Source organism: Natronoglycomyces albus (genome assembly GCF_016925535.1).
Lineage (GTDB): Bacteria > Actinomycetota > Actinomycetes > Mycobacteriales > Micromonosporaceae > Natronoglycomyces > Natronoglycomyces albus.
In genome coordinates this window covers 1625850-1648645 of the sequence record NZ_CP070496.1, presented here as the reverse complement: position 1 = coordinate 1648645, position 22796 = coordinate 1625850, and the positions used below count along the sequence as shown (strand labels likewise).

Sequence of the window (22796 nt, the reverse complement as noted above, 5' to 3'; positions counted from 1 at the left end):
CTGTGGAAAATTCCCCCTGCTCCCGCATGCCCAGCTCTCCCCTGCGCGAACATGTAGGTGGTCGGTGCCGCCAGGCCTGATTAAGTTCCAAGGTTCGCTGGGGCGGGTTAGACCTCTGTCTTAGGTAGGTGCTTGCCGATTTCGGCGCGCGAGGATATCTGCATTTTGCGGTAGATGTTGCGCAGGTGGAAGCTCACCGTGTGGGGGGAGCGAAAGATTCGGGAGGAGATTTGCTGATTGGTGAGGCCTTCGGCGGCAAGCAGCGCTATTTCTTTTTCCCGGGAGGACAGGCTCTGCCAGCGGCTCGATCCCTTCTCGTCGGTTACCGATTCGATGTCCACCGCTGGGGCTGGCCGGTCGGAGGTGACTGCCGCGATGAGGTGTGTGGCGGCGATATAGCGCACCCAGGCATGGGGGTGGTTTTGCGCGATCGAACCTAGCAACGTCACGGACCCCTCCAGCAGGCCCGTGACGTGATCGGCCACCCAGGTCATCGTTGCGATTCCTGGATTGTCGCGACGCAGTCGGTCAACCTGGGCCCCTATGTTGTAGGCGGCCTCAGCATCTTTGAGTTCGAGCATGGCCTGGGTGAGGAACGCGGCGGCTCCTGGGATGAGGGCGAATAGCGCCCGTTGCAGGTGGGTGTTTTGGGGAAACACCTTGTGGCATAGCGTGCGTACGCCTTCGGAACCGCTCGTGGCATCTTCGATGAGAATTTCGGCCCATAGGTCTACCGGGTCCAGGGGGGTCCCAGCGGCCGACTTCGAGCAACGTCGGCTCAGGCGCAGTAGTTCACTCGCGGCTTCTCCTTGGCCCGCATAGGAGGCCGCGACGCTCTGCATAGCGTATAGCGTCGCCTGATAGGGCCGTGTGAACTCCAAGCAAGGAGTCTTTCCGTCCGCGTCCACCTGTTTGGTTCCGACCGAACTGTAGTGCCAGCGTCCTTGATGGATGTTGAGGGTGGTGTCGATGAGTTGCAGTCCGACCTCGACGCAGGGGTTGGCGATGTGGCGGCTTCGGTTGGAGATCAGCGACCATAGATCGCGGGCGCGTTGGAGTTGCCCGACGTCAACCAGTTTGAGGGCGACGTCGATTCCCACGTGCATGTGCCAGTAGGCCGAGGTGATCCCGTCGAGCTGTTCGTCGACCCGTTTTACCCAGGCGAGCCCCTCTTCTAGGGCTCCCCGGCTCCAGCAGCGGTCGGCGATGACGACGGCGCAGATGATTGCCGCTTGGCTTCCCTTTAGTCTTCCCTTTCGGCGTCTCAGTTCGCTGCGGGCTATTTCGACGGCGGTGTCGGAGTCCAGTTGCGCGGTGCACATGAGTTCAGCTACCCAGGCTGATTCCTTGATGTCGGTGGGCAGGTTGCTCATTTGCATTTCGCGCGCCAGGTCAAGGCAGGCTGTCAGTCTCCCGGTACTGAAGAACAGTTCCAGCATGAGACTGCGCAGCCAACGCGCGTTGGCTGAGTCCGGGCACAGGGCCACTAGTACTTGGGCAAGGTCGGTTGCTTGTTGGGGGTTTTCGATCTCCACGATCGGACGGAGGGCGTCCTCGGGGGCACCATTGAGATCGTGAAGCAAACCGATTACTTGATCAATTGCACCTTCTTCATACGAATACTTTGAGTTAGCCATGTTGCTCGCTTTGTAGTGTAAAGCCGCGAATCGAAGTTGGGGTATAGACATTCGAACTCAAAGTATAGGTTCCGACTACAAAAGAATCGCAATCGAAGTATGCAAGACGGGATGACCTTGGATTACACGCCTTGGCAACCCTTTGCCATTGCCTTTTAATACCTAAAGAAATCGCTTTCGTGCCTGTGAGTTAGGAATTTATAACAGTGCGCAAAGGTCAGTCAGGGTAGGCGAAATTGGCAAATTTCTCACTTTCGCCGGTTCCCATTGACTGGGCCAGCCCCAGTTCTCTCATAATGGGACTATGTCAACCGAGACCGTATTTGACCTCGTGTGTTCAGCTCGCGGCTGCCGCAACGAGGCGCTGTGGGCGCTGCAATGGCGCAACCCACGCATCCACAGCGTCGACCGCCTCAAAACATGGACGGCCTGCGACAAGCATCGCGAGCAGCTGCGATCCTTTTTGGTTTCGCGAGGATTCCCGGTCGAGGTTGCCAATCTGTAGTCTGGCCATATGAGACAACACCCCGTTTGGGACTTTTGGCCGAACGAACTGTCGTGGCAGCCAATGCCACCACAGCTGACGACCGTGTGGCTACTGGGAATGGCCGTGCGCATGCTCATACTCCTGTGCGTACTGGTCATCGGTGGCATCCTGTGGCTCAACCTGACCGGATTGTGGCTCGCCCTCGGGATCGTCGCCACTTTGACGATAGTGCGCTCCATCATCATCGTCCGCGCCGTCAAAGCCTGGGGCTTCGCCGAACGAGACCGCGACATCCTTGTCAAACACGGCCTACTCACACGCCGACTCAGCATCGTTCCCTATGGACGCATCCAGCTCGTCGACATCAAAGCCGGACCCATCGAACGCATCTTCGACCTGACCAGCGTCCAAGTCAAGACAGCAGCACTGGACGCCCCCACCGTCATCCCCGGTCTCGAACCCGAAGTGGCGCGGGCATTGCGTGACCGCCTAGCGCGGCTGGCCTCAGAGGCCAGGGAGGGCCTATGAGCACCTCACCATCTCCCAACTCCTCCCAGGAGGGACGTTCACCCGAACCACTGGGGACCTCACACGAGGCCGCACAGGCCCAACCGCAAAACTCCTGGCCAACTCCCCCAGCCCCGCACGCGGGCTCCCACCACGGGCGCGAGGCCCACGAACCCTATCCGGCCGCGCCCGACGCAGAACCGCCTCCGCCGCAACCCGAACACATCGAAGCCGTGGTCGCCCAAGCCACAGTCCCCACCGACGAGAAAAAGCGACTACATCCGCTCACTCCCCTCTTGACCAGCGTGCGCATGCTCGTGGCCATCTTCGCCGCCGCCTCCTGGCAAATGATCATTCAAAACAACATCGACGTCGGCCTATATATCGCGCTGGCCACCGGTGTCATCGGTGGCATCAGCGGCTGGTTGTCGTGGATGTTCACCGGCTACCAGTTTGTGGGCCGGGAACTTCACATCACCGAGGGTGTCCTCGTACGCAGACACCGCTCCATCCCGCTGGAACGCTTGCAATCAGTCGAAGTCGCACAACCGCTCTTCGCCCGCCCGTTCAAGCTGGCCGCACTGCGGCTAGACGTCGCCGGGGCAGCCGAGACAGAAGCCCCGCTGGCGTATATGAAGCTCCACGAGGCCAACCATTTGCGTTCGGAACTGCTGCGACTCTCCCACGCGCTGCAAGGCCGTCCCCCTGCCCAGGAAACCCCTGCCGCGACAAGTGACGCGCAAGGACTCTCGACCCCGATCGTGCAGTCGTTCCACCATCCCGCGCGACAACCATCCGAACGTCTGCTGGCCGCAGTGCCCGATGGACGTCTCATCGGCGCGCACGTACTCGATATGGCTACCGGGTTCATCCTCCTGGCCATCGGGCTGATCGTGATCGGCTCGCTCGCGCCAGTGGCCTACACCCTCTTGGGCTTCACCGGCGCGTTGTTCATCCTTGCCATCGGGGTCATTAGCGTCGTCAGCTCAGTCTTGAAGGACTGGCGTTTCACCTGTGCGGAGGCAGGAGACCGGCTGTGGGTGCGCCGGGGCATCACGGAGCGACGCTCGCAGGTGGTGCCACTGGAGCGAGTCACGTTGGTGGTGAAGGAGTCGCCACTGTGGTGGAGGATGCTGGGTTGGTCGCGAGTACGCGCGGCCACAGCCAGCGTCGGCCTGCAAGGCGCTTCGAACTTGCAGACCTCCGGCACGGTACTGCCAGTGGGCCCCGACGAGCAGGCGACATATATGGCCTCAGAGTCGCTTCGTAAGACGAACTTCGCGCAGCTGGTCTTGCATCCGGTGCCACGCCGGGCCCGATTCCGTCTCCCCGCCACCTGGTGGGTCCATGCCGCAGGGCTGAATCCGCATGTGTTCGCCTGCCAGTACGGGCTGCTGACGCGGCGAGTCTTGGCGGTGCCCTACGCCCGCATCCAGTCCGTCGGCGTCGTGCAAGGCCCATGGCAAAGGGCTTTGAACCTAGCCACGGTTAAGGTGAAAATCCCCGGGGGACTGGGCCTGCACACGGCTGCCATCAGTCGCGACGTCGCCGAGGCCATGCAGTTGGCAGCCGAGATTCGCCAGCGCGCAGATGCGGCCGCGGCCGACGAGCGAGCTCAACGCGAAGCGGAGGCTAAGGAGTGGGCCGAACGCGACGAGGCGCGTTGGGACGTGTCGCCAGCCATGCCGCCAGCGCCGCCAGCGCCGCCCCAGTGAGCACCTGCCAGCTGGGGGCCTGGCCAGAGATGGCCACATCCAGCAGAATGGCCCCGGCCAACTGGCCGGTCAACGCGCCAAGGGCGAGCCCGAGTGCGCCTATGTGACGCACGGCCACGGTCGCGCAGATGACGATCGCCGCCCCACAGACTCCTCCCAGGTACATCCACCAGGCTGAGGGGTAGGTGAGGTCGCCCCAGTTGGCGTGAACGGCGATAGGCGCGGCGACGATGAGTAGTACTCCGGTGCCGAAGAGGAAGTTGATGAAGCCAGTTGCCAAGACATTGCCGCTGATGAGGTTGACGTGCCCGTTGAAGGATGCCTGCACCGCTCCCCCGGCGCCGGCGGCAAAGGCCAGCGCGATGAGCGCCCAGGCGATACCAGCGTCCCCAGCGTGGCTTTGGGCGATGGCGATCGCGGCTATCGCCAGGGCTGATCCGAGCAAGCGGGCACGGGTGGGCCGCATTTTTCCGGCCGGGCTTAGCCCTATCGCATCGGTGCACAGTCCACCGATGATGTTGCCGCAAATGATGGCGATCATGAACAACGCGACGCCGATCACCGGAGTGGCCACCGCGGCGGAGAGCACGATCAGGGCACCGAAGACGCCGCCGCAATACATCCACAGTGGCATCGGGCGGTGCCATAGTCGCCGCATTCCCATCCGGACTGCCGGTGAGGCCAGCAAGGTCCCGGTGAAGAGGCTGCCACCGACGAGGTTGGAGATCACGGCGGCGGCTAGTGCCGATCCAAGCGCGGTGCCAAAGAGCCCGTTGACGGCGGATTGACCGGACATGACCGCGCCACCGGTGATGGCGACGAGCACGGCAGCTGAGGCGGGTAGCGCGAATGACCGCCGCCCGTGCCCGGGTGCGGACGAGGTCACGGACGCATTAACAGCCGACACGCGTCGATGTTGGTGGCCAGGATGCCACGGGCTCCCAAGGCGTATAGCTTGTCCATCGCCTGGTGCAGGTTGTCGCGGCTGGTCATGGCTTGAACGGCGACCCATCCTTCGCGGTGCAGTGGAGAGACCGTCGGGGATTCAACGCCGGGTGTGACCGCGGCGGCTTCTTCGAGCAACTCGGCGCGCACATCGTAGGCGAGCATGACGTATTGGCGAGCCACGAGCACTCCCCGCAGGCGGCGCAAGAGTTGTTGCACGGCCTCTTCTTCCTCCTCACCGTTGTCGCTTTGCCGGATGAGGATGGCTTCGGACTTCATGATCGGTTCGCCGAAGACTTCCAGACCAGCTTGGCGCAGGGTGGCCCCGGTTTCCACCACGTCGGCGACGGCGTCGGCGACGCCGAGCACGATGGCGTTTTCAACGGCTCCGGCTAGGTGAACGATCTCGGCCTTGACGCCGTTGGCTTCCAGGTCTCGGCGCACGACACCGTCATAGGAGGTGGCGATGCGTTTGCCGTCGAGGTCCTTGACCGAGGCGGCTGTGCCGGGTCGGGCCGCGTAGCGGAAGGTCGAGCGGCCGAAGCCCAGAGCGAGGGTCTCTTCGACGACGGTGTCGGCGTTGATCGCTAGGTCGCGTCCGGTGATGCCCAGATCTAGTTCGCCGGAGGCCACGTAAGTGGCGATGTCGGAGGGGCGAAGGTAGAAGAAGGTGACGTCGTTGGCTGTGTCGATACAGGTTAGTTCGCGGTCTCCGGGGCGTTGCCGGTATCCGGCTTCTTTGAGCATGTCGCTGGCGGCGCGGGAGAGCGACCCTTTGTTGGGTACGGCGATGCGGAGCATAGTCGGGTCTCCAGGTTGAGAGTCGATGGTCTAGGAGTCAGGAAGAATGGCGGCTGACTATAGATGTCGGTTGACGTCATCGAGGGTGAGTCCTCGGGCCAACATCATCACCTGGAGGTGGTAGAGGAGCTGGGAAATTTCCTCGGCGGTACGTTCGTCGCTTTCGTGCTCGGCGGCCATCCACACTTCAGCGGCTTCTTCGACGATTTTCTTGCCGATGGTATGGATTCCAGCGTCCAGCTCGGCGACGGTCTTGGAACCGTCCGGTCGGGTCGTGGCCTTTTCGGCCAGTTCTGCCCACAGCTGCTCGAAGGTTTTCACAGTTTGCCATGGTACTAGCCCAGGATGTGGCACAGGTTTCTACCGTGCCCGCGATCGATATGGTCACGCTGAACAAAGGGAGGCCACGTCTGTGGCCTCCCTTGATCGGGTAACGGGGTTACCTATGCGTTGACTGTGCGGATGGCGACGGCCGCGTCTAGGGCGGCCATGACACCTTCGTAGCCTTTGTCCTCGGCCGAGCCGTCGAAACCGGCCCGGTCACGGGCCTGCTCGACGGTGTCGACGGTGAGCACTCCGTGGGCGACCGGGGTGGATTCGTCTAGCGCGATCCGGGTGAGCCCGTCGGTCACGGAGTTACACACGTATTCGAAGTGCGCGGTGCCGCCGCGTATGACCACCCCTAGGGCCAACACGGCATCATGTTTGCGGGCCAGCGCTTGGGCGACCACAGGCAGTTCAACGGCCCCGGCCACGCGGACCAGCTGCGGTTGGGCGATGCCGGCGTGGTGTGCCGCGATCTGGGCGCGGGAGATCATCTGATCGACCAGGTGAGCGTGCCAGCGAGTGGCGACGATGCCAAGTGTCAGATCTTGGGCGTCCTGAGCCAGTAGCTGCGGTGTTCCTTCTCCGGCCATGTGGAGCTCCTAACTGGTTTGACCCGCGGCGCGGATGGTGTGCGGTCGGTGCATGGGGCGGCGGTGGTGCTTGTTCATACCCGCTGGGTATGGGCCAGGGCCGCCAACGCGGTCAGGCGCGACTACCCGCCACCGCAGTGGAAAGGGAAGCCTGCTGGGAGCTCTTAGGCGACGACCTCTCGAATCGGATTGGTGATCACTGTCTGTTTGCCGCCGGAGAGGGTCGGGTGAGCCTCGGGCAGGTTGTCAATGAGGTGGCCCATGCGGTCACGCTTGGTCCGCAGGTATTCGAGGTTTTCGTCGGTGGTTGTCAGTGGGAGGGCCACGCGGTCGAGAACCGCTAGGCCGTGAGCTTCCATCCCCGCTTGTTTGAGTGGGTTGTTGGTGAGCAAACGCATGCTTCTCACGCCCAGCTCAGCGAGGATTTGCGCGCTGATGCGGTAGTCGCGTCCATCGGCGGGAAGGCCCAGTTCGAGATTTGCCTCGACGGTGTCGCGTCCGCGATCTTGCAGCTGGTAGGCCTGAAGTTTGTGGACCAGTCCGATGCCGCGGCCCTCGTGGCCACCCATGTAGAGCACAATGCCGCGCCCGGCTCGTTCAATCTCGGCTAGGGCCGATTGCAGCTGCGGGCCGCAGTCACAGCGCAGCGATCCGAAGGCATCACCTGTGAGGCACTCCGAGTGCACTCTCACCAGTACGTTCTCACCGTCACCGATGTCGCCCTTCACCAGGGCGACATGCTCGGCGTCGTCGATGCTGGATCGGTAACCGATCGCGCGGAAATGACCGTGCGCTGTGGGCAGCTGGGCTTCGGCCAAGCGCTCCACCTGCTTCTCGGTGCGACGGCGGTACTCGATGAGGTCGGCGATGCTGATCAACTTGAGGCCGTGCTCGTCGGCAAAGGCACGCAGCTGCGGTAGGCGCTGCATGGTGCCGTCGTCGTTGACCAGTTCACACAGCACACCGGTGGGGCGTGCCCCCGCCATGCGTGCCAGGTCGACTGCGGCCTCGGTGTGACCCGGACGGGTCAGTACACCGCCGTCGCGGGCGCGCAGGCCGACGACGTGACCTGGCCGAGTCAAGTCGGTCGGCTTGGTCTCGGGGCTGCTGAGCAGGCGGATGGTACGGGCCCGGTCCGCAGCGGATATTCCGGTGCTGACGCCGGTGCGTGCGTCAACGGAAACGGTGTAGGCGGTGCCGCGAGGGTCCGAATTGGTGTGGAACGCGGGGGGGAGATCGAGACGCTTGCAGTCCTGGGCTTCCATGGGCACACAAATGTATCCGGACGTGTGGCGAACGGTGAAGGCCAGAAGTTCGGCGGTGGCGAACTCGGCGGCGAAGATCAGGTCACCTTCGTTTTCGCGGTCCTCATCGTCGACCACGACCACAGGCCGTCCGGCGGCAATGTCGTCGATGGCGTCCTCGACTTTGTCCAAAATGGTCATTGCGGTGTCCCTTCGCTGCGGGCGGCCAGCAGTTTCTCTAGGTGTTTGGCGGTGACGTCCGTTTCAATGTGGACAGGTGCGCCGGGCTGCTTGCGTCCCAGGGTGGTGGATTCCAAAGTGGTGGGGATGAGTCCGACGGCGAACTCGTCGCCGTCGATCCAGGCCACGGTCAGTGAGGTGCCATCGATGGCGATGGAACCCTTTTCAACGACGTACTTGGCAAGCCCGCTGGGAAGCCGGAAGTAGACGGTCTCCCACTCGGCGGCCGGTTCACGTTTGAGGATTTCCCCAATGCCGTCAACGTGGCCCTGGACGAGGTGTCCGCCCAAGCGGGTCTGGAGGGTAGCCGCGCGTTCCAGGTTGACAGGGTCGCCCACTTGGAGCTGACCGACCGCGGTGCGCTTATATGTCTCGTCCATGACGTCGGCTTCGAACTGATCGCCCGTCAGCGCGGCTACGGTCAAACACACGCCATTGACAGCGATGGAGTCGCCAAAGGCAGCGTCAGAGGTGACTTTGGGGCCACGCACGGCGATACGACCGGGGCGAATCTCGGCGACTTCGCCGAGCTCTTCCACAATTCCGGTGAACATTGAAAAATCCCCTAACCTGCTGTCGCGAAGACATGCCATAGGCGGGGATCGAGGATTGCGCACAGCGACTGAGGAGCCCACAACACAACAGTGCGTGGCTCAGCTCTGCGGCGCGCTAACTCCCTTCCGGACTCTCACCGTCGGTTCTGGATTCTCACCAGATCCACCGGTCACTGGCTGTGACCGGGTCGCGGACTGACAGACTGCGTGGTCTGATTACCGCCGGCTCGGAATTTCACCGACCCCGCCAGCGCGCATGCTGACTAGTTCAGATTCTGCCACAGGCGTTTCGCCCGCGCCCTATTCCGTGAACTATCTCACTGAGCGGCCATTGTGGCCGTGGCTCGCGGGTTTGCCCTCTTTATGCCGCGTTGGACTCACGGGATTCTCTGTGAAGTGCTCGCCGCAAATGGGGGTCGCGCCGCTGGCCGAGGCCGACACGAACTCTTAGCGTCGCCGGGCCCCATCGGCCAGGGAACGAAGCTTGCGGCACGCCTGCGCCGGATCCTCGGCTCCGAAGACAGCCGTTCCGGCCACGAAGGCGTCGGCCCCCGCTTCGGCAGCGGCTTCAATGGTGGATGCGGAGATCCCGCCATCGACTTCGATACGCACATTGAGATGGCCCGAACGAATCGAATTGCGCGCGGTGCGCACCTTCGCCAACAGTTCGGGCATGAAGCTCTGACCGCCGAACCCGGCCTTGATGGTCATGATGAGTAGCGTGTCGAACTCCGGCAGGATGTCCAGGTAGGGCTCGATATCGGTGTCACGGTCGATGGCGAGACCGGCTTTGGTGCCGGCGGCTCGAAGGTTGCGGGCAAGGTCGACGGGTTTGTCTGCCGCCTCAGCGTGGAAGGAGACGTTGTAAGCGCCCAGTTCGGCGTATCCAGGAGCCCATTTATCGGGGTTCTCGATCATGAGGTGACAATCCAGCGGTATGTCCACCGCGGCTTTCAACGAGGAGACGACCGGGGGGCCCAAAGTGAGGTTGGGGACGAAATGGTTGTCCATGACGTCTACGTGCAGCCAGTCGATGTCATCCGCGACGCTGCGGCTGGCCTCGGCCAGATTGGCAAAGTCGGCGGCCAGCAGACTCGGGGCGACTACGGTCTCGGGAAAATCGGCGGTCTTCGAAGCTGCGTCGTGTGTCACGAGGCAAGTGTAAGTGACAGCCTCGGGGCTGACTCGACCACGAGGGATAAACCCGCGACCAACCTCATCGGGATGCGGATACGGACCGTCCCAGGTCGGTCAAACGGCTGGTGGATCAGGGTATTGATGAGGTAGTCGTGTCTGGTGGGCCACCAGGAGGGCCACACGTGGTGGCCGCCTGGGGACCGGTTCGATGTCATCGCGAGACTTCAGCGTGCCACTTACTGTGCCAATTTGCGAAACAGCGCCACGAACATCGCGTCGGTGCCCTCACGATGCGGCCACAGCTGTCGGGGTTGCCCGATCAACTCACACGCATGCGATTGCAGAGCCCAGTCGGTGATGGCTTGGGTTTCGGAGAGGACCGGCGAACAGGTGACGTATGCGACCACGCCTCCCACTCGGGCCATACGCAGCGCCGAGGTGAGCAGTTCCTTTTGCAGAATCTCCAGGTCATCCAGGTCAGAGGCCCGCTTACGCCACCGCGCTTCCGGCCGGCGACGCAGCGCGCCCAATCCCGAACACGGGGCATCGACGAGCACCCTGTCGGCGCTTGCCTCGGTACCGAAGGCGCGACCGTCCGCATGATGCACCGTCACCGGCAGGCCCTTGACGCTCTGGCTTACCAACGTGGCGCGATGTTCAGCTACCTCCACCGCATCCACGCGGGCGCCGCGTTGCTGAGCCAAAGACCCCAGCAACGCGGCCTTGCCTCCGGGCCCCGCGCACAGGTCAACCCAGGCTTGGTCGGGCCCCTCCAAGGGGGCCTCGGCCAACGCGAGGGCCGCATACTGGCTGCCTTCGTCTTGCACATGGGCCGCGCCAGCCGCCACAGCCGCCACGGTGGCCGGGTCCCCGCTAGGTAGGTGCACCGCGTATGGCGACAAGGTTCCCATCGCGCCGCCAGTTTGCGCGGCGAGGTCGTCTCGCTCCATCCGACTGGGTCGCGCGCACAAATGCACCGACGGCGCCCGGTTATCCGCCTCCAGGCACGCGGCTAGCTCGCCGTGGTGGCCGTTCGCGGCCAGAGACGATGCAAATGCGTCGATGATCCATTGCGGGTGGGCATGGCGCAGCGACAGGGCATACTGCTCGTCGTCTTTCGCCAGTTGATTCACCCAGCCGTCAAGGTCATGGCGAGCCACCTTGCGTAGCACCGCGTTGACCAGACCGGAGATCTTCGGGCTGACGTGCCCTTTGGCCAGAGCCACTGTCGTGGCCACGGCCGCGTGGTCTTGGATACGGGTGTATAGCAGCTGGTATGCCCCCAGCCGAAGCACATCGAGCAACGCCGCATCGAGCGTGGTCACGTCACGGCCCGACGCTGCGGCCAGAATCGCATCGAGCGTGCCACTGGAGCGCAATGATCCATAGGCCAGTTCGGTGGCCAACGCGGCGTCGCGTCCACTGACGTGGTTGTCGGTGAGAAGTTTTCCGAGGACGAGGTTGGCGTAGGCGTCGCGTTCGGACACTGCCCGGATGGTTTCGAGGGCGACGACGCGCGGTTGGCCCTGGGCTCCACGAGTTGCCTGAGTACGAGGCCCCCGGTTGGCCCTTTTGGCACTGCGGCGCGGTTGAGGTCCCGAAGTGGCCTCCGAGGGGCGTCCTGGCTTGCCGGAACGACGCGGTCGTTTTTCTGGACGGCTCATATAAATCGCACTTCGCTTCCCCGTATGCCGTTGGCCCAGGCCGCGGCTGGCATGAGCTTCTTACCGGCTGGCTTTACTTCACCGAGCCGGACCGGATCGGTAGCGGTGCCCACATGGATGATCTTCTTGCCCAGCGACGCCTCGCCGGGAGCGAGCTTGGGGCCATCGGGGTCGACGATGATGGGGCCAAGCCCGAAGCGGTCGTCGCCGAGAGTCGTCCACGCTCCAGGAGCCGGGGTGACGGCTCTGATCCGGCGATCGACGGCGAAGGCGGGCTGGTCCCAGCGGATACGCGCGTCTTCAGTGGTCAGCTTGGGGGCATGGGAGACGCCCTGGTCCGACTGCGGTTTGGCTTGCAGTACTCCTGCTTCCATGCCGTCGAGCACGTCGACCAGCAGCCGCGCCCCGGCTGTGGCGAGTCTCTCCAGGAGTGATCCTGAGGTGTCGGCCTCCGCGATGGGCTCGGTGAGCTGACCGAACACCGGTCCGGTGTCGAGGCCTCGTTCAAGCTGGAAGACACACGCGCCGGTCATATCATCCCCCGCTAGGACAGCGTGCTGTACCGGAGCGGCTCCGCGCCAGGCGGGAAGTAGGGAAAAGTGCAGGTTGATCCAGCCTAGCCGGGGAAGCGCCAACGCGCTTTGGCCAACTAGGTTTCCGTAGGCGACCACAGGCGCACAGTCCACATCAAGCTCGCGTATCCGGGCGAGGCAGTCGCTGACTCGCTCGGGCTTGAGTACCTCGATGCGGTGGTCCTCGGCCCACTGCGCCACTGGGGATGGGCGCGTCTTACGGCCCCGGCCACTACGAGCATCCGGTTGTGTGAGCACTGCGGCCAATTCGTGGTGCGAGGCGGCGATGGCATCGAGCGACGGTATGGCCACCTCGGGAGTACCGGCGAAAATAAGTCTCATGGAGCGCGATGTTCCTCTTCTACATGCCAATGGCCGCAATCGGCGGGCGTGGCCAACTGGGTCACCAGAGGTGACAGTGGGCCGGGTTGCATTTTACGCAGCGGGCTGAGGCCGCCCCTGGTGCGGCCCCAGCCCGCTGCGTCGTCGTCTCGGTTCTCGGGCGGCTTTGGCGGGAAGACGTGGTATCGGCGTGCCGCCTCAAGCGGACACGGAGTTGACATCGGAGTTAATCAGGCAACGGTGCGCCACCCACACGCTGATGATGGCCACCACAAAGGCCGCGATGATTGCCCAAACCACTGAGGTGTCAATGAAGGAGAGGAAACCGAACATCCGGAACCCTTCACCTCCGAAGATGGCCCCGTCAATGGTGAAAGCGGAAATGGCGGCCGGAATGGTGACGACACCGCCGAGCCACGATGAGCGGAAGAAGGCCGCGCCGATGAGATGTCCGACGCAGGTGAGCATGGGGAAGACGATGAAGTAGGCGCTGCTGACGATCAGCACGTCGCTCATTGAGGTCATCGCGTCGCTGCGTTCGAATGTGGGAGAGGCCTGTGTCCAGCCGACCAGCCGGTAAATAAAGTGTTCGGCAAACATTCCGATAGTGACGATAATCGCGAGGCTGAGGGAGACGACCATTCCTGCGATCACAGTCATGATGGAGATTTCTCGGCGAGTTACTCCCGCGGAGATAAGTCCGGGAATGATCTCATAGAGAACCATTCCGGCCAAGATGGCCAGGAAGTACTTGCCGGCGGCGGCCAGGTGGCCCCACATGGTCGTTTCGATGGCGACGAACTGTCCCACGATGCTCACCACGATGATGAGCAGGGCCGTCAGGCCGATAAACCACCACTTGAAGTAGTTCAGCAGTGAAAAACCGAGGGCAACGCCGCTCTTAGGGGCCCGCCATCGCAGGTATGCGGCCCTTTCGGCTTCAGTCATGGCCATGAACTACTACTCCCTAGAGGTGTTTCTGGTCAGGTGGATAAACAGGTCCTGAAGGCCAACCGGACCCATCTCGATGCCCGAGGCGGCAGCTTGCTTCCGTCTTTGCGGATCGAGGCGTTCGGACACGGTGACCTGCTTGGTCGAACCCAGTTGCTGAGAGGCAAGGACTTCCAAACCATCGGTCACCTCGTCAACGGCCCTGGCTGGTCCGGTCAGGCTGGCCCCCATGGTTTGCAGTTTTTCGGCGGTGTCGTGGCGCAGTAGTTCTCCCCGGTGAATGATGAGAACTTCTTCAAGGTATTTCGCGACCTCGTCAATGAGGTGGGTCGACAGGACGATGGTGCGCGGGTTCTCTAGGTAATCGGCCAACAGTTCCTGGTAGAAGTCGTATCGTGTTGGGGCGTCCATGCCTAGGTGCACCTCATCGAACATGGTCAGATCAGCTCGGCTCGCCAGGCCTACAATGCCCGCCACGATCGATCGCTGACCACGAGAGAGCGCGTCAATGCGTTTAGAGGAGTCAACCGCGAACTTGTCGACAAGCTTCTCAGCGTATTCGGAATCCCACGATGGCCGCAGTTGAGCCACATCGAAAACATCCCGCAGCTTGTCGCTGTCAATGAAGTCGCCGCCTTCACGGATGAGGCACACGCGGGAGAGAAGATCGGCGTTCTCCCATCCGACCTTCCCATCAAGGAGAACCTGCCCCTCAGTGGCGCGTCGGAACGCGGCAATGACGCTCATCAACGTTGTCTTGCCCGCGCCATTTCTTCCCAGCAGGCCATAAATCTTGCCTGGTTCCAAATCGAATGACACTTTCGACAATGCTTCGGTGTCGCCATATTTGAGCGTCAGATCACGCACGCTCACAGACATACTCATGGTGATTCGTCTTCCTTACTTCGCAAATAGCGGATCACGGCTTCCAGGGGAATTCCCGCTTGCCTGGCCTGGTCCACAATGGGGTCAAGGACCTCGGTGAAGAAGCGCGTCCGAAACTCGAACGACATGCGTTCATGCGCGTCCTCGGCCACGAACATTCCAATGCCTCGCTGCTTGTATAGAATGCCGGTCTCCACCAGTTCGCGAAAGGCTTTTTGCACCGTGGCCGGGTTGACGTTGTAGAACGTGGCATATTCGTTAGTTGACATGATCTTGCTGCCCGGGGCCAGAGTGCCATTGAGGATCTCGTTCTTGATCATCTGGGCGATCTGGCGGTAGATCGGGCTATTTTCGTCGAAAACCCAGTTCACGTAGCCCTCGCAATCCACTTCACGGCAATACACTGGTTCATTACTTGAGTAGCTAACCATATACCTGGTCAACCAGTTATGCAATGCTCTAGCTAACGACACCAGCGGGCAACCGGCCAGCTAGTGAACCACTGGGGCGGTTTTCTGGTAAAGCTGGCCATTGGCCGAGGGCCACCTCGAAGCCAGGTCGCCGCAACCATGGATACGGATGACCTCATCAAAGAGGTCTATGCAAAAGTGCGGGCCCAAGGCCGCAGGAGGCGAGGTTTAGGCTGGTAAACGAGCCGACCAGAACGCCGAAGAAGCCTCTCGCACACGACTCAATGTCGGCCACGAGCACGGCGAAACCGCTCAGAGGCTAGCGCGGACTAAGTCCGCGCCGCGCATGAGATTCCCGACTAGAGCTGCGAAGACATGGCCTCGAACAGCAAGGAGGGCGCGGCCGGGGCCGCCCTCAGAGCCCATCGCACCTGGGCGGACGCCCCCAATCCGCGGGCATCAGAAAAGCTCACGCGGGTCAACCTGGACCCGTATCGGGGGAGCCTTGGCCTCGCTACGGCTGCGCGTCACCTGAGCCAATACCTGAGAAAGAGCGGGGCCACATCGTCGCGGCACCCGCCACAACAAGCGCTCAGTCTCCTGGTCGACCGGCACAGGACCCAGTTCCTCAACATCCACTCCAAGGCTATGAGCCACCTGGCGCACCTGATGAGCAAACGCCTCCAACTGCGCTGGTGACCCGGAAGCAACCGCCATGCGGCTAATGGGCGGGAAGCGTAGCTCGGAGCGTTCGGCCAGCTCCCGGCCTGCGAACCAAGCCGCATCCCATCGCAACAACGCCTGCACCACCGGAAGCCCGCCATCGGCCACCACCACCACCGTGCCACCGGCAGAGGCGGGACGAGCCAGCGAGGCAGCCGCCATCCACCTGCGCAACGCCTCCTCCCCCGCCGTCAGCGACGCACGTGCCAGCAGGGCCCAGGTGTCCAGAAGCAAAACCGCCCCGTACCCACCCGAGGCCACAGGTTCGACCCCCGGGGTGGCAACGACGACGGCTGGCTCCTGGTCAACCGAGTCAATCCGGTTCACGCCCGAGGAGAAATGTACCGGCACCTCCGGAAAGGCCTGAGACAACTCCTCTCCAGTGCGTTCCTGACCGATCACTTGGGCGCGCAACCGAGACGAAGCACAATGGGGGCAACGAAAGTTAGTCGCCGCCACACCGCACCATGAGCACACTGGCGCTCGCGAGGCTCCCACCAAGCGCAAGGGCCCGTCACACCGAGGGCACTGACACCGGCTGCGACACCGCTGACAGGCAACAGCGGGAACATACCCACGGCGCGGGACCTGCACCAACACCGGCGAGCCCGCTCGCAAGGCCGCCCGGGCGGCCTGCCAGGCGACCGTCGGCATCCGGGCGGCCACCGCGTCCGGATCACGCTCGAGGTCCTCATCGTCACCCACTGGAACGACCCGCGGCAACGCAGCGGCCCGAGCTGGTTTCGCAGGCGTCAACGACACGGCGAACTGCGACTCCACCAGCAATTGCGCATTCGCCGTACGCGCAAATCCACCCAGCAGACAACCAGCTCCGGCGCTCGCGGCCCGAGTCAAGAGCACTTCGCGGGCGTGAGGGTAGGGCGCATGGGGGTCACCGTGCACCTCGTCGCCGTCATCCCATATCGCCACCAGCCCCACCTGCGTCACGGGCGCGAAACCAGCAGCTCGTGTACCTGCGACGATGTTCACGCCTCCCCGAAGCGCAGTGAGAAACGCCCGGTAACGTTTCGTCGGGCCCAACGTCGCGGACAAAGTGACATGGCACCCCGGCCCTAGCTGCGCCCGCAACGCCTCGTCGAGCCGGTCAAGGTCAGTTTGATCGGGCACGACCAGAACCGCGCCCCGGCCCGAGCTTGCCGTCGCGGCAGCGGCCTCGGCAAACCGGGCGGGCCAGTCCTCTCCTGGCAGGGCATCCCACACCGCGCGCGGAGCCTTTGCCGCGCACAGCGCCCGCAGGAAGGCCTCCCCGGACTGATAGCGTGCCCAGGCGCTGGAGTCGGGCGGCTGCACAACGGGAGCCGGATCAGGCGGCGGTTCCTTTTCCACCGAGGCACGGCGCTGCGGAACCGCCAGCCGCAGCACATCCGAGCGAGTACCCGCATATCGTTGGGCAACGACTTCGGCCAACTGGAGAATCTCCGCGGAGAGCACGGGCTCAGACGTGATAACACGCTTCAGGTCAGTGAGTTTCCCCGTGTAGTCGCTGGAATCCTTGAGCTCAAGGACGTAACCACTCACGAGCCGACCGGCGAAGGTGACGCGCACTCGAGAACCAGGGTGGACTGTGCCGCGCAGCTTATCGGGGATTCGGTAATCGAAAACACGATCCAGGTGTGGCAAGGGTTGCTCTAGGCAGACAGCCGCCACGCCCGGATCATGTGTCATATAGAAGTTCTACCAGTCGACTCAGACAGCGCAGGCACGCCAGCATGGACACCTCAGGCCAGTGCTAGGCATGGATGGGCAAAGAGCGCGAACATGCGACCATGACGTGAGGCCGCACGTTCGCGCGCCTACGGTTTAGGAGGCGGCCGCTTTCAACGCTCCCGCGCGGTCGGTCGTCTCCCAGGTGAAGTCCGGTAGTTCCCGGCCAAAGTGGCCATACGCGGCGGTCTGCTGGTAGATGGGACGCACCAAGTCCAGGTCCCGGATGATCGCTGCCGGACGCAAGTCGAAGACCTCCCTGATCGCCTTCTCGATACGAACCGGGTCAACGGCTTCGGTGCCAAAGGTCTCCACCCGCACACTCACCGGCTGCGCCTTGCCAATGGCGTAGGCGACCTGCACCTCGCAGCGTTCAGCCAGACCGGCGGCAACGACGTTCTTAGCGACCCAACGCGTGGCGTAGGTGGCCGAACGGTCAACCTTCGACGGGTCCTTGCCGCTAAAGGCTCCTCCACCGTGACGAGCGTAGCCACCATAGGTGTCAACGATGATCTTGCGGCCGGTCAGACCCGCGTCCCCCATGGGGCCACCGATTTCAAAACGACCGGTCGGGTTGACCAACAATCGGTAGTCCTGTGCGTCCAGCTCCAGTTCGGCGACCACCGGTGCGATGACATGTTCGGCCACATCGGGCGACATCATCGACTCCAGCGAAATGTCCGGAGCGTGCTGACTGGAAACCACAACCGTGTCGAGGCGGGCAGGTCGGTTACCGTCGTACTCGATCGTCACCTGGGTCTTACCGTCAGGGCGCAAGTAGGGAACGGTGCCATCCTTACGCACCTGGGTCAAGCGCTGCGACAAACGGTGTGCCAAAGCGATTGGCAACGGCATCAACTCAGGGGTCTCTTGGCAGGCGAACCCAAACATGAGCCCTTGGTCCCCCGCGCCCTGAGCGTCGAGGGCGTCGTTGTCGCCCGCGTCAAGCCGCGATTCCAGGGCCCGATCGACGCCCTGGGCGATGTCGGGAGACTGCGAACCGATGGAGATGCTAACTCCGCAGGAGGCCCCGTCGAAGCCCTTCTTGGAGGAGTCATAGCCGATTCCCAAAATCGTGTCGCGCACGATGCGGGGAATGTCGGCATAAGCGGATGTGGTCACTTCTCCGGCCACGTGAACAAGGCCGGTCGTGATCAACGTTTCAACGGCGACGCGAGAGCCGGGATCATCGGCCAGCAAAGCGTCCAAGATCCCGTCAGAAATCTGATCGGCGATCTTGTCCGGGTGTCCCTCGGTCACCGACTCAGAGGTGAAAAGACGACGTGCCACAACGCTCCTCAAACGACTTCTTCGGGCGGCGGTGGTCGAGGCCGCCGAGGATGAAGCCACGGTTGGTTAATTCGATCAGGTCAGTTTATTGGTCTCTGGGCACGAGACCAACGGTGGCGCGCCAGCGTAGGCGCGCATTGCGGCTCGGACGACCAGCTCGTCCTCGCTGCCGGTTAAGGCGGGTGTCGCCAGCTGCCCAACGGTGTGCTCCGGCCGGTTCCAGCAACATCGCGAGAGCCGAAGTCGTCGTGCGCCCCATGCCGCAGGTGTTCGTCGAAGGACCTACGTCCCACCCCGGTAGCGAGCGCCAGTTTGGTCGCCGCGCTGTCGCCCACCTGCGAACCTGTGCGCGATGGGCGCCCGTTGCGACTGTAGTCCGCCGAATTCAACGGGCCAAACGCGCCGCAACGGTATCCCAAATGATGTCAGCGACGACTTCCTTAGTCGATTCTGACACCGATGCGACAGGACCGCTACTGTCCAGGATAGTCACCGCGTTGGAGCTGGACCCGAATACGGCTCCACCTGAGACGTCATTGAGAACGATCAGGTCCGCTTTCTTGGACTCCAGCTTCTTCGCGGCGTGGCGCAGACCATCGTCAGTCTCAGCGGCGAAGATCACCAACAGTGTGTCCTCACCCTTCTTGCGCCCGATCTCAGCGGCGATATCAGGGTTGGCGACCAGCGACAATGTCGAGGTCGTGTCGTCTCCGCGTTTGATTTTCGTCGCCGAGACCCGCGCTGGCCGAAAGTCCACTGGCGCGGCGGCCAAGACGACCACGTCGGCCCGGTCGGACTCGCGCACGGTGGCGGCCCGCAGTTCCTCGGTGGTCTCCACAGCATGCGTGATGACTCCGGCCGGTGGAAGAGTCTCAACATTGGCCGCGATAAGCGAAACGTCGGCCCCTCGCGTGGCAGCGGCGGCGGCCAAGGCGAATCCCTGTTTGCCCGAGGACCGGTTGCCGATAAATCTCACCGGGTCAATGCCCTCGCGAGTGCCTCCTGCGGTGACCAGGACTTTCAAGCCCGCCAGGTCGGTGCCCGACCAGGTCTTGTTCAAAAGGCTGTGCGTGAAGGCATAAATTTGCTCAGGTTCGGGCAAGCGCCCTTTTCCGGTGTCGGCGCCGGTGAGGCGACCGGTGGCCGGTTCGATGATGAGGTTGCCACGCTCGCGCAGCAGGTCCACGTTCGCTCTGGTCGCAGGGTGTTCCCACATCTCGGTGTGCATGGCCGGAGCGAAGACGACCGGACAGGTCGCTGTGAGGAGGGTGGAGGTGAGCAGGTCGTCGGCTCGTCCCGTAGCGGCCCGCGCCAGGAGGTCGGCGGTGGCCGGGGCGATCACGACCAGGTCGGCTTCGCGACCCAGCTGTACGTGCTGAACTGAAGAAACGTCGGTAAAGACGTCGGAAGCCACCGGGCGGCCCGACAGGGCCTCCCAGGTGGCTTTCCCTACGAAATTCAGTGCCGCTTCGGTGGGCACGACAGTGACATCGTGACCCGACTCCGTGTACAGCCTGAGCAACGAACAGGCCTTAAAGGCGGCGATTCCGCCGGCAACTCCGAGGACTATTCGCATTATTGTCCAGGGTTACTCGTCGTCTGAGGACGTCGAGCCGGTGCGCTTGGTCTCCAGCAAACCTCGGTCGAGCTCGCGCATCGCAATCGACAGCGGCTTTTCCTCGGGAGTGGTTTCGACCAGCGGACCCACGTATTCCAGCAGGCCTTCGCCCAGCTGCGAATAGTAGGCGTTGATCTGACGAGCACGCTTGGCGGAGTAAATGACCAGCTGATACTTGGACTGTGCCTTGTCCAGCAGGTCGTCGATGGGCGGGTTGGTGATGCCGATTGGGTCGGCTACGGTCCCAGACACGTGCGATCCCTCGCGTTAGATGAGTGACTTCTTTGGTGAAAGATGGTGAAGCGTCTTTACAGACGCGCCTCCACTACCTGTTTGCTAGTAGCGGGCGAACCGAGCAATTCTACCAGTTCGGCCGCAGCTTGCTCTACAGACACATTCACGATTGTGTGGTCGAACTCAGCCTCGGAAGCCAGCTCCTCGCGGGCGCGTTCCAAACGGCGCTCAATGGCGGCCGAATCTTCAGTCCCACGACCCGTGAGGCGGCGTACCAGTTCATCCCAAGACGGTGGAGCCAAGAAGACCAGCTGTGCGCCTGGCATGGTCTCACGAACCTGCCTGGCACCCTGCAATTCGATTTCTAGCAGAGCGGGCAGGCCCGAGGCCAATTTCTGCTCTACGGGGCCCCTTGGAGTGCCGTACATATTGCCGGCAAAGGCGGCCCATTCCAAGAACTCACCGCGCTGGATCTGAGATTCGAACTCAGGCACGGATTTGTAGTGATAATCGATACCGTCAATTTCGCCAGGACGAGGTGAGCGCGTGGTCGCACTCACCGACAGCCACACCCAAGGGTAACGCTCCTGGATGAGGGCTTTCACGCTGCCCTTGCCAACGCCTGACGGGCCTGAGAGGACCGTCAGGCGACTGGCAGCCCCGGCGTCTTGAGCAGTTGCGTGGATTTTTGGGAAGCTCACGCGTCTACTACTACCGGAAGTTAGCCCTGGCCGATGGAAAATTCAGCCAAAAGGGCGGCGCGCTGGTGCTCGCCCAGCCCACGCAGACGGCGGCTGTCGGCAATCTTCAGCTTTTCCATGATTTGCATGGCGCGCTTGTCCCCAATGCCCGGAAGGGCCTTCAGAACAGCCGAAACCTTCATCTTGCCAGCAATGTCGTCATTCTCAGCTTGCTTGAGCACATCTTCGAGGCTCAATTCGCCGGACTTCAGCTTGTCCTTGAGTTCAGCACGAGCTTTCCGGGCGGCGGCAGCCTTTTCGAGGGCCGCGGTGCGCTGCTCCGGTGTCAGCTTAGGAAGCGGCACGGGGTCTCCTTGCAGTCGATGGTTTTGTCTTTAAATAGACCTTGATGCGCTGGGATACAAAAATACCTAGCGCCGGAAAAGGTAACTCCCTTTCCTGACAGCCTAACCACCGGGGGTGGCATTTCCTGGCCGTCACCACGACAGACTACAGCCTGGTTGTGACTCGATACGCAGCCTGTAGGTCTTTGACCGCGCTTTGTATACCCGCGAGACTGGGTCCAGCCTGGGCGATTTGCCGTGAATATGTGGGAATCGACCATTTCAATGCGGGGCCAAGGACCCTTTTCAAGTCTTCCGGCTGTCCACCTTGGGCACCCATGCCAGGAACAAGCACCGGACCTCGCAATTTACTCAGATCGTGACCAGACTCACTCGTTTGTTGTTGCGTGTGGGCAATTTCGTCTTTTGATTCACGCTCTTTTGCTGCAACCTCGGACTTCTCCGCACCGACGGTAGCGCCGACAACTACGCCAAGTGGCCCGATCGGGTCGTACGCTGCGTTGATCAACCCGGCCGCGTCAATCACGGACTGACTGACCGTGCGACCGTCAGCTCCCACAGCGCTTTGCACGCTTCGCCCCTCCGGATTGGACGTCAACGCGAGCGTGAAAAGGCCCTTCCCATGCTCGGTGGCGATGTCGACGGCCGGTTGTAGCGAACCGACCCCGAGAAACGGGCTCACGGTGATCGCGTCGACCTCGCACGGAGCCCCCTTTGGCAGGTAGGCCTCGGCGTATGCACGCATCGTGGAGCCAATGTCACCGCGTTTGACGTCAAGAATCACCAAGGCACCCGCCGAGCGAGAACGCTCGACGACCTTTTCCAGCAGGGCTAGGCCCCGCCACCCAAAGCGCTCAAAAAACGCCGACTGCGGTTTGATGAACCCAACGTGCTGGGCCACCGCGTCGACAAGTCGGTAACTGAAACGAGTCGCTGAGGCAAGGTCGTCGTTGAGACCCCACGCGGCCAAGAGGGAAGCGTGTGGATCAACGCCCACGCACAGACGACCCCGTTGTTCAATGGCCGACTGGACCCGCAAACCGAAATTGTGCTGATCGTTCATAGTGCCGCTTCCTTCTTCGCTCGGTGTCTCATCGTCTAATCACGTCTAAGGCGCGCCCCAACCAAGCCCTCCGTTGGGCCGCGATTCCCC

At 62.6% G+C, this 22796-nt stretch carries 23 protein-coding genes and 1 riboswitch; of the genes, 3 read left to right on the top strand and 20 right to left on the bottom strand.

Translation table 11 applies throughout. The annotated features are described in order from the left end of the window. Positions 1 to 107 precede the first annotated feature (107 nt). Positions 108 to 1637 carry a helix-turn-helix transcriptional regulator gene (locus JQS30_RS07015; RefSeq protein WP_213172648.1) on the bottom strand — a complete coding sequence of 510 codons (1530 nt, stop codon included), beginning with the start codon at positions 1635 to 1637 and terminating at the stop codon, positions 108 to 110. Positions 1638 to 1941: 304 nt separating this feature from the next. Between JQS30_RS07015 and JQS30_RS07010 the strand changes: the two genes are divergently transcribed. The 3 genes from JQS30_RS07010 to JQS30_RS07000 are packed head-to-tail and all read left to right on the top strand — an operon-like array spanning position 1942 to position 4346. Continuing rightward, positions 1942 to 2142, top strand: a complete 201-nt coding sequence (locus tag JQS30_RS07010; RefSeq protein WP_213172647.1) for a hypothetical protein — start codon at positions 1942 to 1944, stop codon at positions 2140 to 2142. 9 nt (positions 2143 to 2151) lie between these two features. Then, positions 2152 to 2652 carry a PH domain-containing protein gene (locus JQS30_RS07005; protein ID WP_213172646.1) on the top strand — a complete coding sequence of 167 codons (501 nt, stop codon included), beginning with the start codon at positions 2152 to 2154 and terminating at the stop codon, positions 2650 to 2652. Continuing rightward, positions 2649 to 4346, top strand: a complete 1698-nt coding sequence (locus JQS30_RS07000; RefSeq protein WP_213172645.1) for a PH domain-containing protein — start codon at positions 2649 to 2651, stop codon at positions 4344 to 4346. Before JQS30_RS07005 ends, JQS30_RS07000 begins: the two co-directional genes overlap by 4 nt. Here JQS30_RS07000 and JQS30_RS06995 read toward each other — a convergent pair. The 19 genes from JQS30_RS06995 to pyrF all read right to left on the bottom strand — a co-directional run bounded on the left by JQS30_RS06995 (position 4264) and on the right by pyrF (position 22706). After that, on the bottom strand, positions 4264 to 5253 hold the full coding sequence (locus tag JQS30_RS06995; RefSeq protein ID WP_213172644.1) for a DMT family transporter: 990 nt from the start codon (positions 5251 to 5253) through the stop codon (positions 4264 to 4266). The two genes, JQS30_RS07000 and JQS30_RS06995, sit on opposite strands and share 83 nt — an antisense overlap. Further along, positions 5229 to 6092 (bottom strand): ATP phosphoribosyltransferase, encoded by an 864-nt coding sequence (gene hisG / locus JQS30_RS06990; RefSeq protein WP_213172643.1) that lies wholly within the window; start codon positions 6090 to 6092, stop codon positions 5229 to 5231. The genes JQS30_RS06995 and hisG overlap by 25 nt, the downstream gene beginning before the upstream one ends. 57 nt (positions 6093 to 6149) lie before the next feature. Further along, a complete protein-coding gene (locus JQS30_RS06985) occupies positions 6150 to 6413 on the bottom strand; it encodes a phosphoribosyl-ATP diphosphatase (RefSeq protein ID WP_213172642.1) in 264 nt (87 codons plus the stop codon). Between the two features lie 122 nt (positions 6414 to 6535). Continuing rightward, positions 6536 to 7009 carry a 6,7-dimethyl-8-ribityllumazine synthase gene (ribH, locus tag JQS30_RS06980; RefSeq protein WP_213172641.1) on the bottom strand — a complete coding sequence of 158 codons (474 nt, stop codon included), beginning with the start codon at positions 7007 to 7009 and terminating at the stop codon, positions 6536 to 6538. A 164-nt stretch (positions 7010 to 7173) separates the two neighbouring features. Next, positions 7174 to 8454: a bifunctional 3,4-dihydroxy-2-butanone-4-phosphate synthase/GTP cyclohydrolase II gene (locus tag JQS30_RS06975; RefSeq protein ID WP_246498100.1), complete on the bottom strand. Its 1281-nt coding sequence runs from the start codon at positions 8452 to 8454 to the stop codon at positions 7174 to 7176. Beyond that, entirely contained in the window at positions 8451 to 9047 is a 597-nt protein-coding gene (locus JQS30_RS06970; protein WP_213172640.1) for a riboflavin synthase, read from the bottom strand. The genes JQS30_RS06975 and JQS30_RS06970 overlap by 4 nt, the downstream gene beginning before the upstream one ends. 110 nt (positions 9048 to 9157) lie before the next feature. Further along, positions 9158 to 9303, bottom strand: a riboswitch (FMN riboswitch). A 191-nt stretch (positions 9304 to 9494) separates the two neighbouring features. Further along, positions 9495 to 10199, bottom strand: coding sequence for a ribulose-phosphate 3-epimerase (gene rpe, locus JQS30_RS06965; protein WP_213172639.1), 705 nt, complete (start codon positions 10197 to 10199; stop codon positions 9495 to 9497). Between the two features lie 221 nt (positions 10200 to 10420). Next, complete coding sequence (locus JQS30_RS06960) at positions 10421 to 11848, bottom strand: RsmB/NOP family class I SAM-dependent RNA methyltransferase (RefSeq protein WP_213172638.1); 1428 nt, start codon at positions 11846 to 11848, stop codon at positions 10421 to 10423. Continuing rightward, the gene (fmt, locus tag JQS30_RS06955; protein WP_213172637.1) at positions 11845 to 12762 is read right to left on the bottom strand and encodes a methionyl-tRNA formyltransferase; all 918 of its coding nucleotides are present in this window, start codon (positions 12760 to 12762) and stop codon (positions 11845 to 11847) included. Before fmt ends, JQS30_RS06960 begins: the two co-directional genes overlap by 4 nt. Before the next feature lie 198 nt (positions 12763 to 12960). Further along, positions 12961 to 13716 carry a hypothetical protein gene (locus JQS30_RS06950; RefSeq protein WP_213172636.1) on the bottom strand — a complete coding sequence of 252 codons (756 nt, stop codon included), beginning with the start codon at positions 13714 to 13716 and terminating at the stop codon, positions 12961 to 12963. Between the two features lie 6 nt (positions 13717 to 13722). Then, positions 13723 to 14598, bottom strand: coding sequence for an ATP-binding cassette domain-containing protein (locus JQS30_RS06945; protein WP_213172635.1), 876 nt, complete (start codon positions 14596 to 14598; stop codon positions 13723 to 13725). Then, positions 14595 to 14969, bottom strand: coding sequence for a GntR family transcriptional regulator (locus JQS30_RS06940; RefSeq protein ID WP_246498099.1), 375 nt, complete (start codon positions 14967 to 14969; stop codon positions 14595 to 14597). Before JQS30_RS06940 ends, JQS30_RS06945 begins: the two co-directional genes overlap by 4 nt. 498 nt (positions 14970 to 15467) lie before the next feature. After that, positions 15468 to 17417, bottom strand: coding sequence for a primosomal protein N' (locus tag JQS30_RS06935; protein WP_213172633.1), 1950 nt, complete (start codon positions 17415 to 17417; stop codon positions 15468 to 15470). A gap of 135 nt (positions 17418 to 17552) precedes the next feature. After that, the gene (gene metK / locus JQS30_RS06930; RefSeq protein WP_213172632.1) at positions 17553 to 18746 is read right to left on the bottom strand and encodes a methionine adenosyltransferase; all 1194 of its coding nucleotides are present in this window, start codon (positions 18744 to 18746) and stop codon (positions 17553 to 17555) included. Positions 18747 to 19131: 385 nt separating this feature from the next. Further along, on the bottom strand, positions 19132 to 20322 hold the full coding sequence (gene coaBC, locus JQS30_RS06925) for a bifunctional phosphopantothenoylcysteine decarboxylase/phosphopantothenate--cysteine ligase CoaBC (RefSeq protein WP_213172631.1): 1191 nt from the start codon (positions 20320 to 20322) through the stop codon (positions 19132 to 19134). A gap of 12 nt (positions 20323 to 20334) precedes the next feature. After that, positions 20335 to 20616, bottom strand: a complete 282-nt coding sequence (rpoZ, locus tag JQS30_RS06920) for a DNA-directed RNA polymerase subunit omega (RefSeq protein ID WP_213172630.1) — start codon at positions 20614 to 20616, stop codon at positions 20335 to 20337. Between the two features lie 56 nt (positions 20617 to 20672). Beyond that, entirely contained in the window at positions 20673 to 21299 is a 627-nt protein-coding gene (gene gmk / locus JQS30_RS06915) for a guanylate kinase (protein ID WP_246498098.1), read from the bottom strand. A 20-nt stretch (positions 21300 to 21319) separates the two neighbouring features. Then, positions 21320 to 21643: an integration host factor, actinobacterial type gene (gene mihF / locus JQS30_RS06910; RefSeq protein ID WP_213172629.1), complete on the bottom strand. Its 324-nt coding sequence runs from the start codon at positions 21641 to 21643 to the stop codon at positions 21320 to 21322. Positions 21644 to 21788: 145 nt separating this feature from the next. Beyond that, positions 21789 to 22706: an orotidine-5'-phosphate decarboxylase gene (gene pyrF, locus JQS30_RS06905; protein WP_213172628.1), complete on the bottom strand. Its 918-nt coding sequence runs from the start codon at positions 22704 to 22706 to the stop codon at positions 21789 to 21791. Between the last annotated feature and the right edge of the window lie 90 nt (positions 22707 to 22796).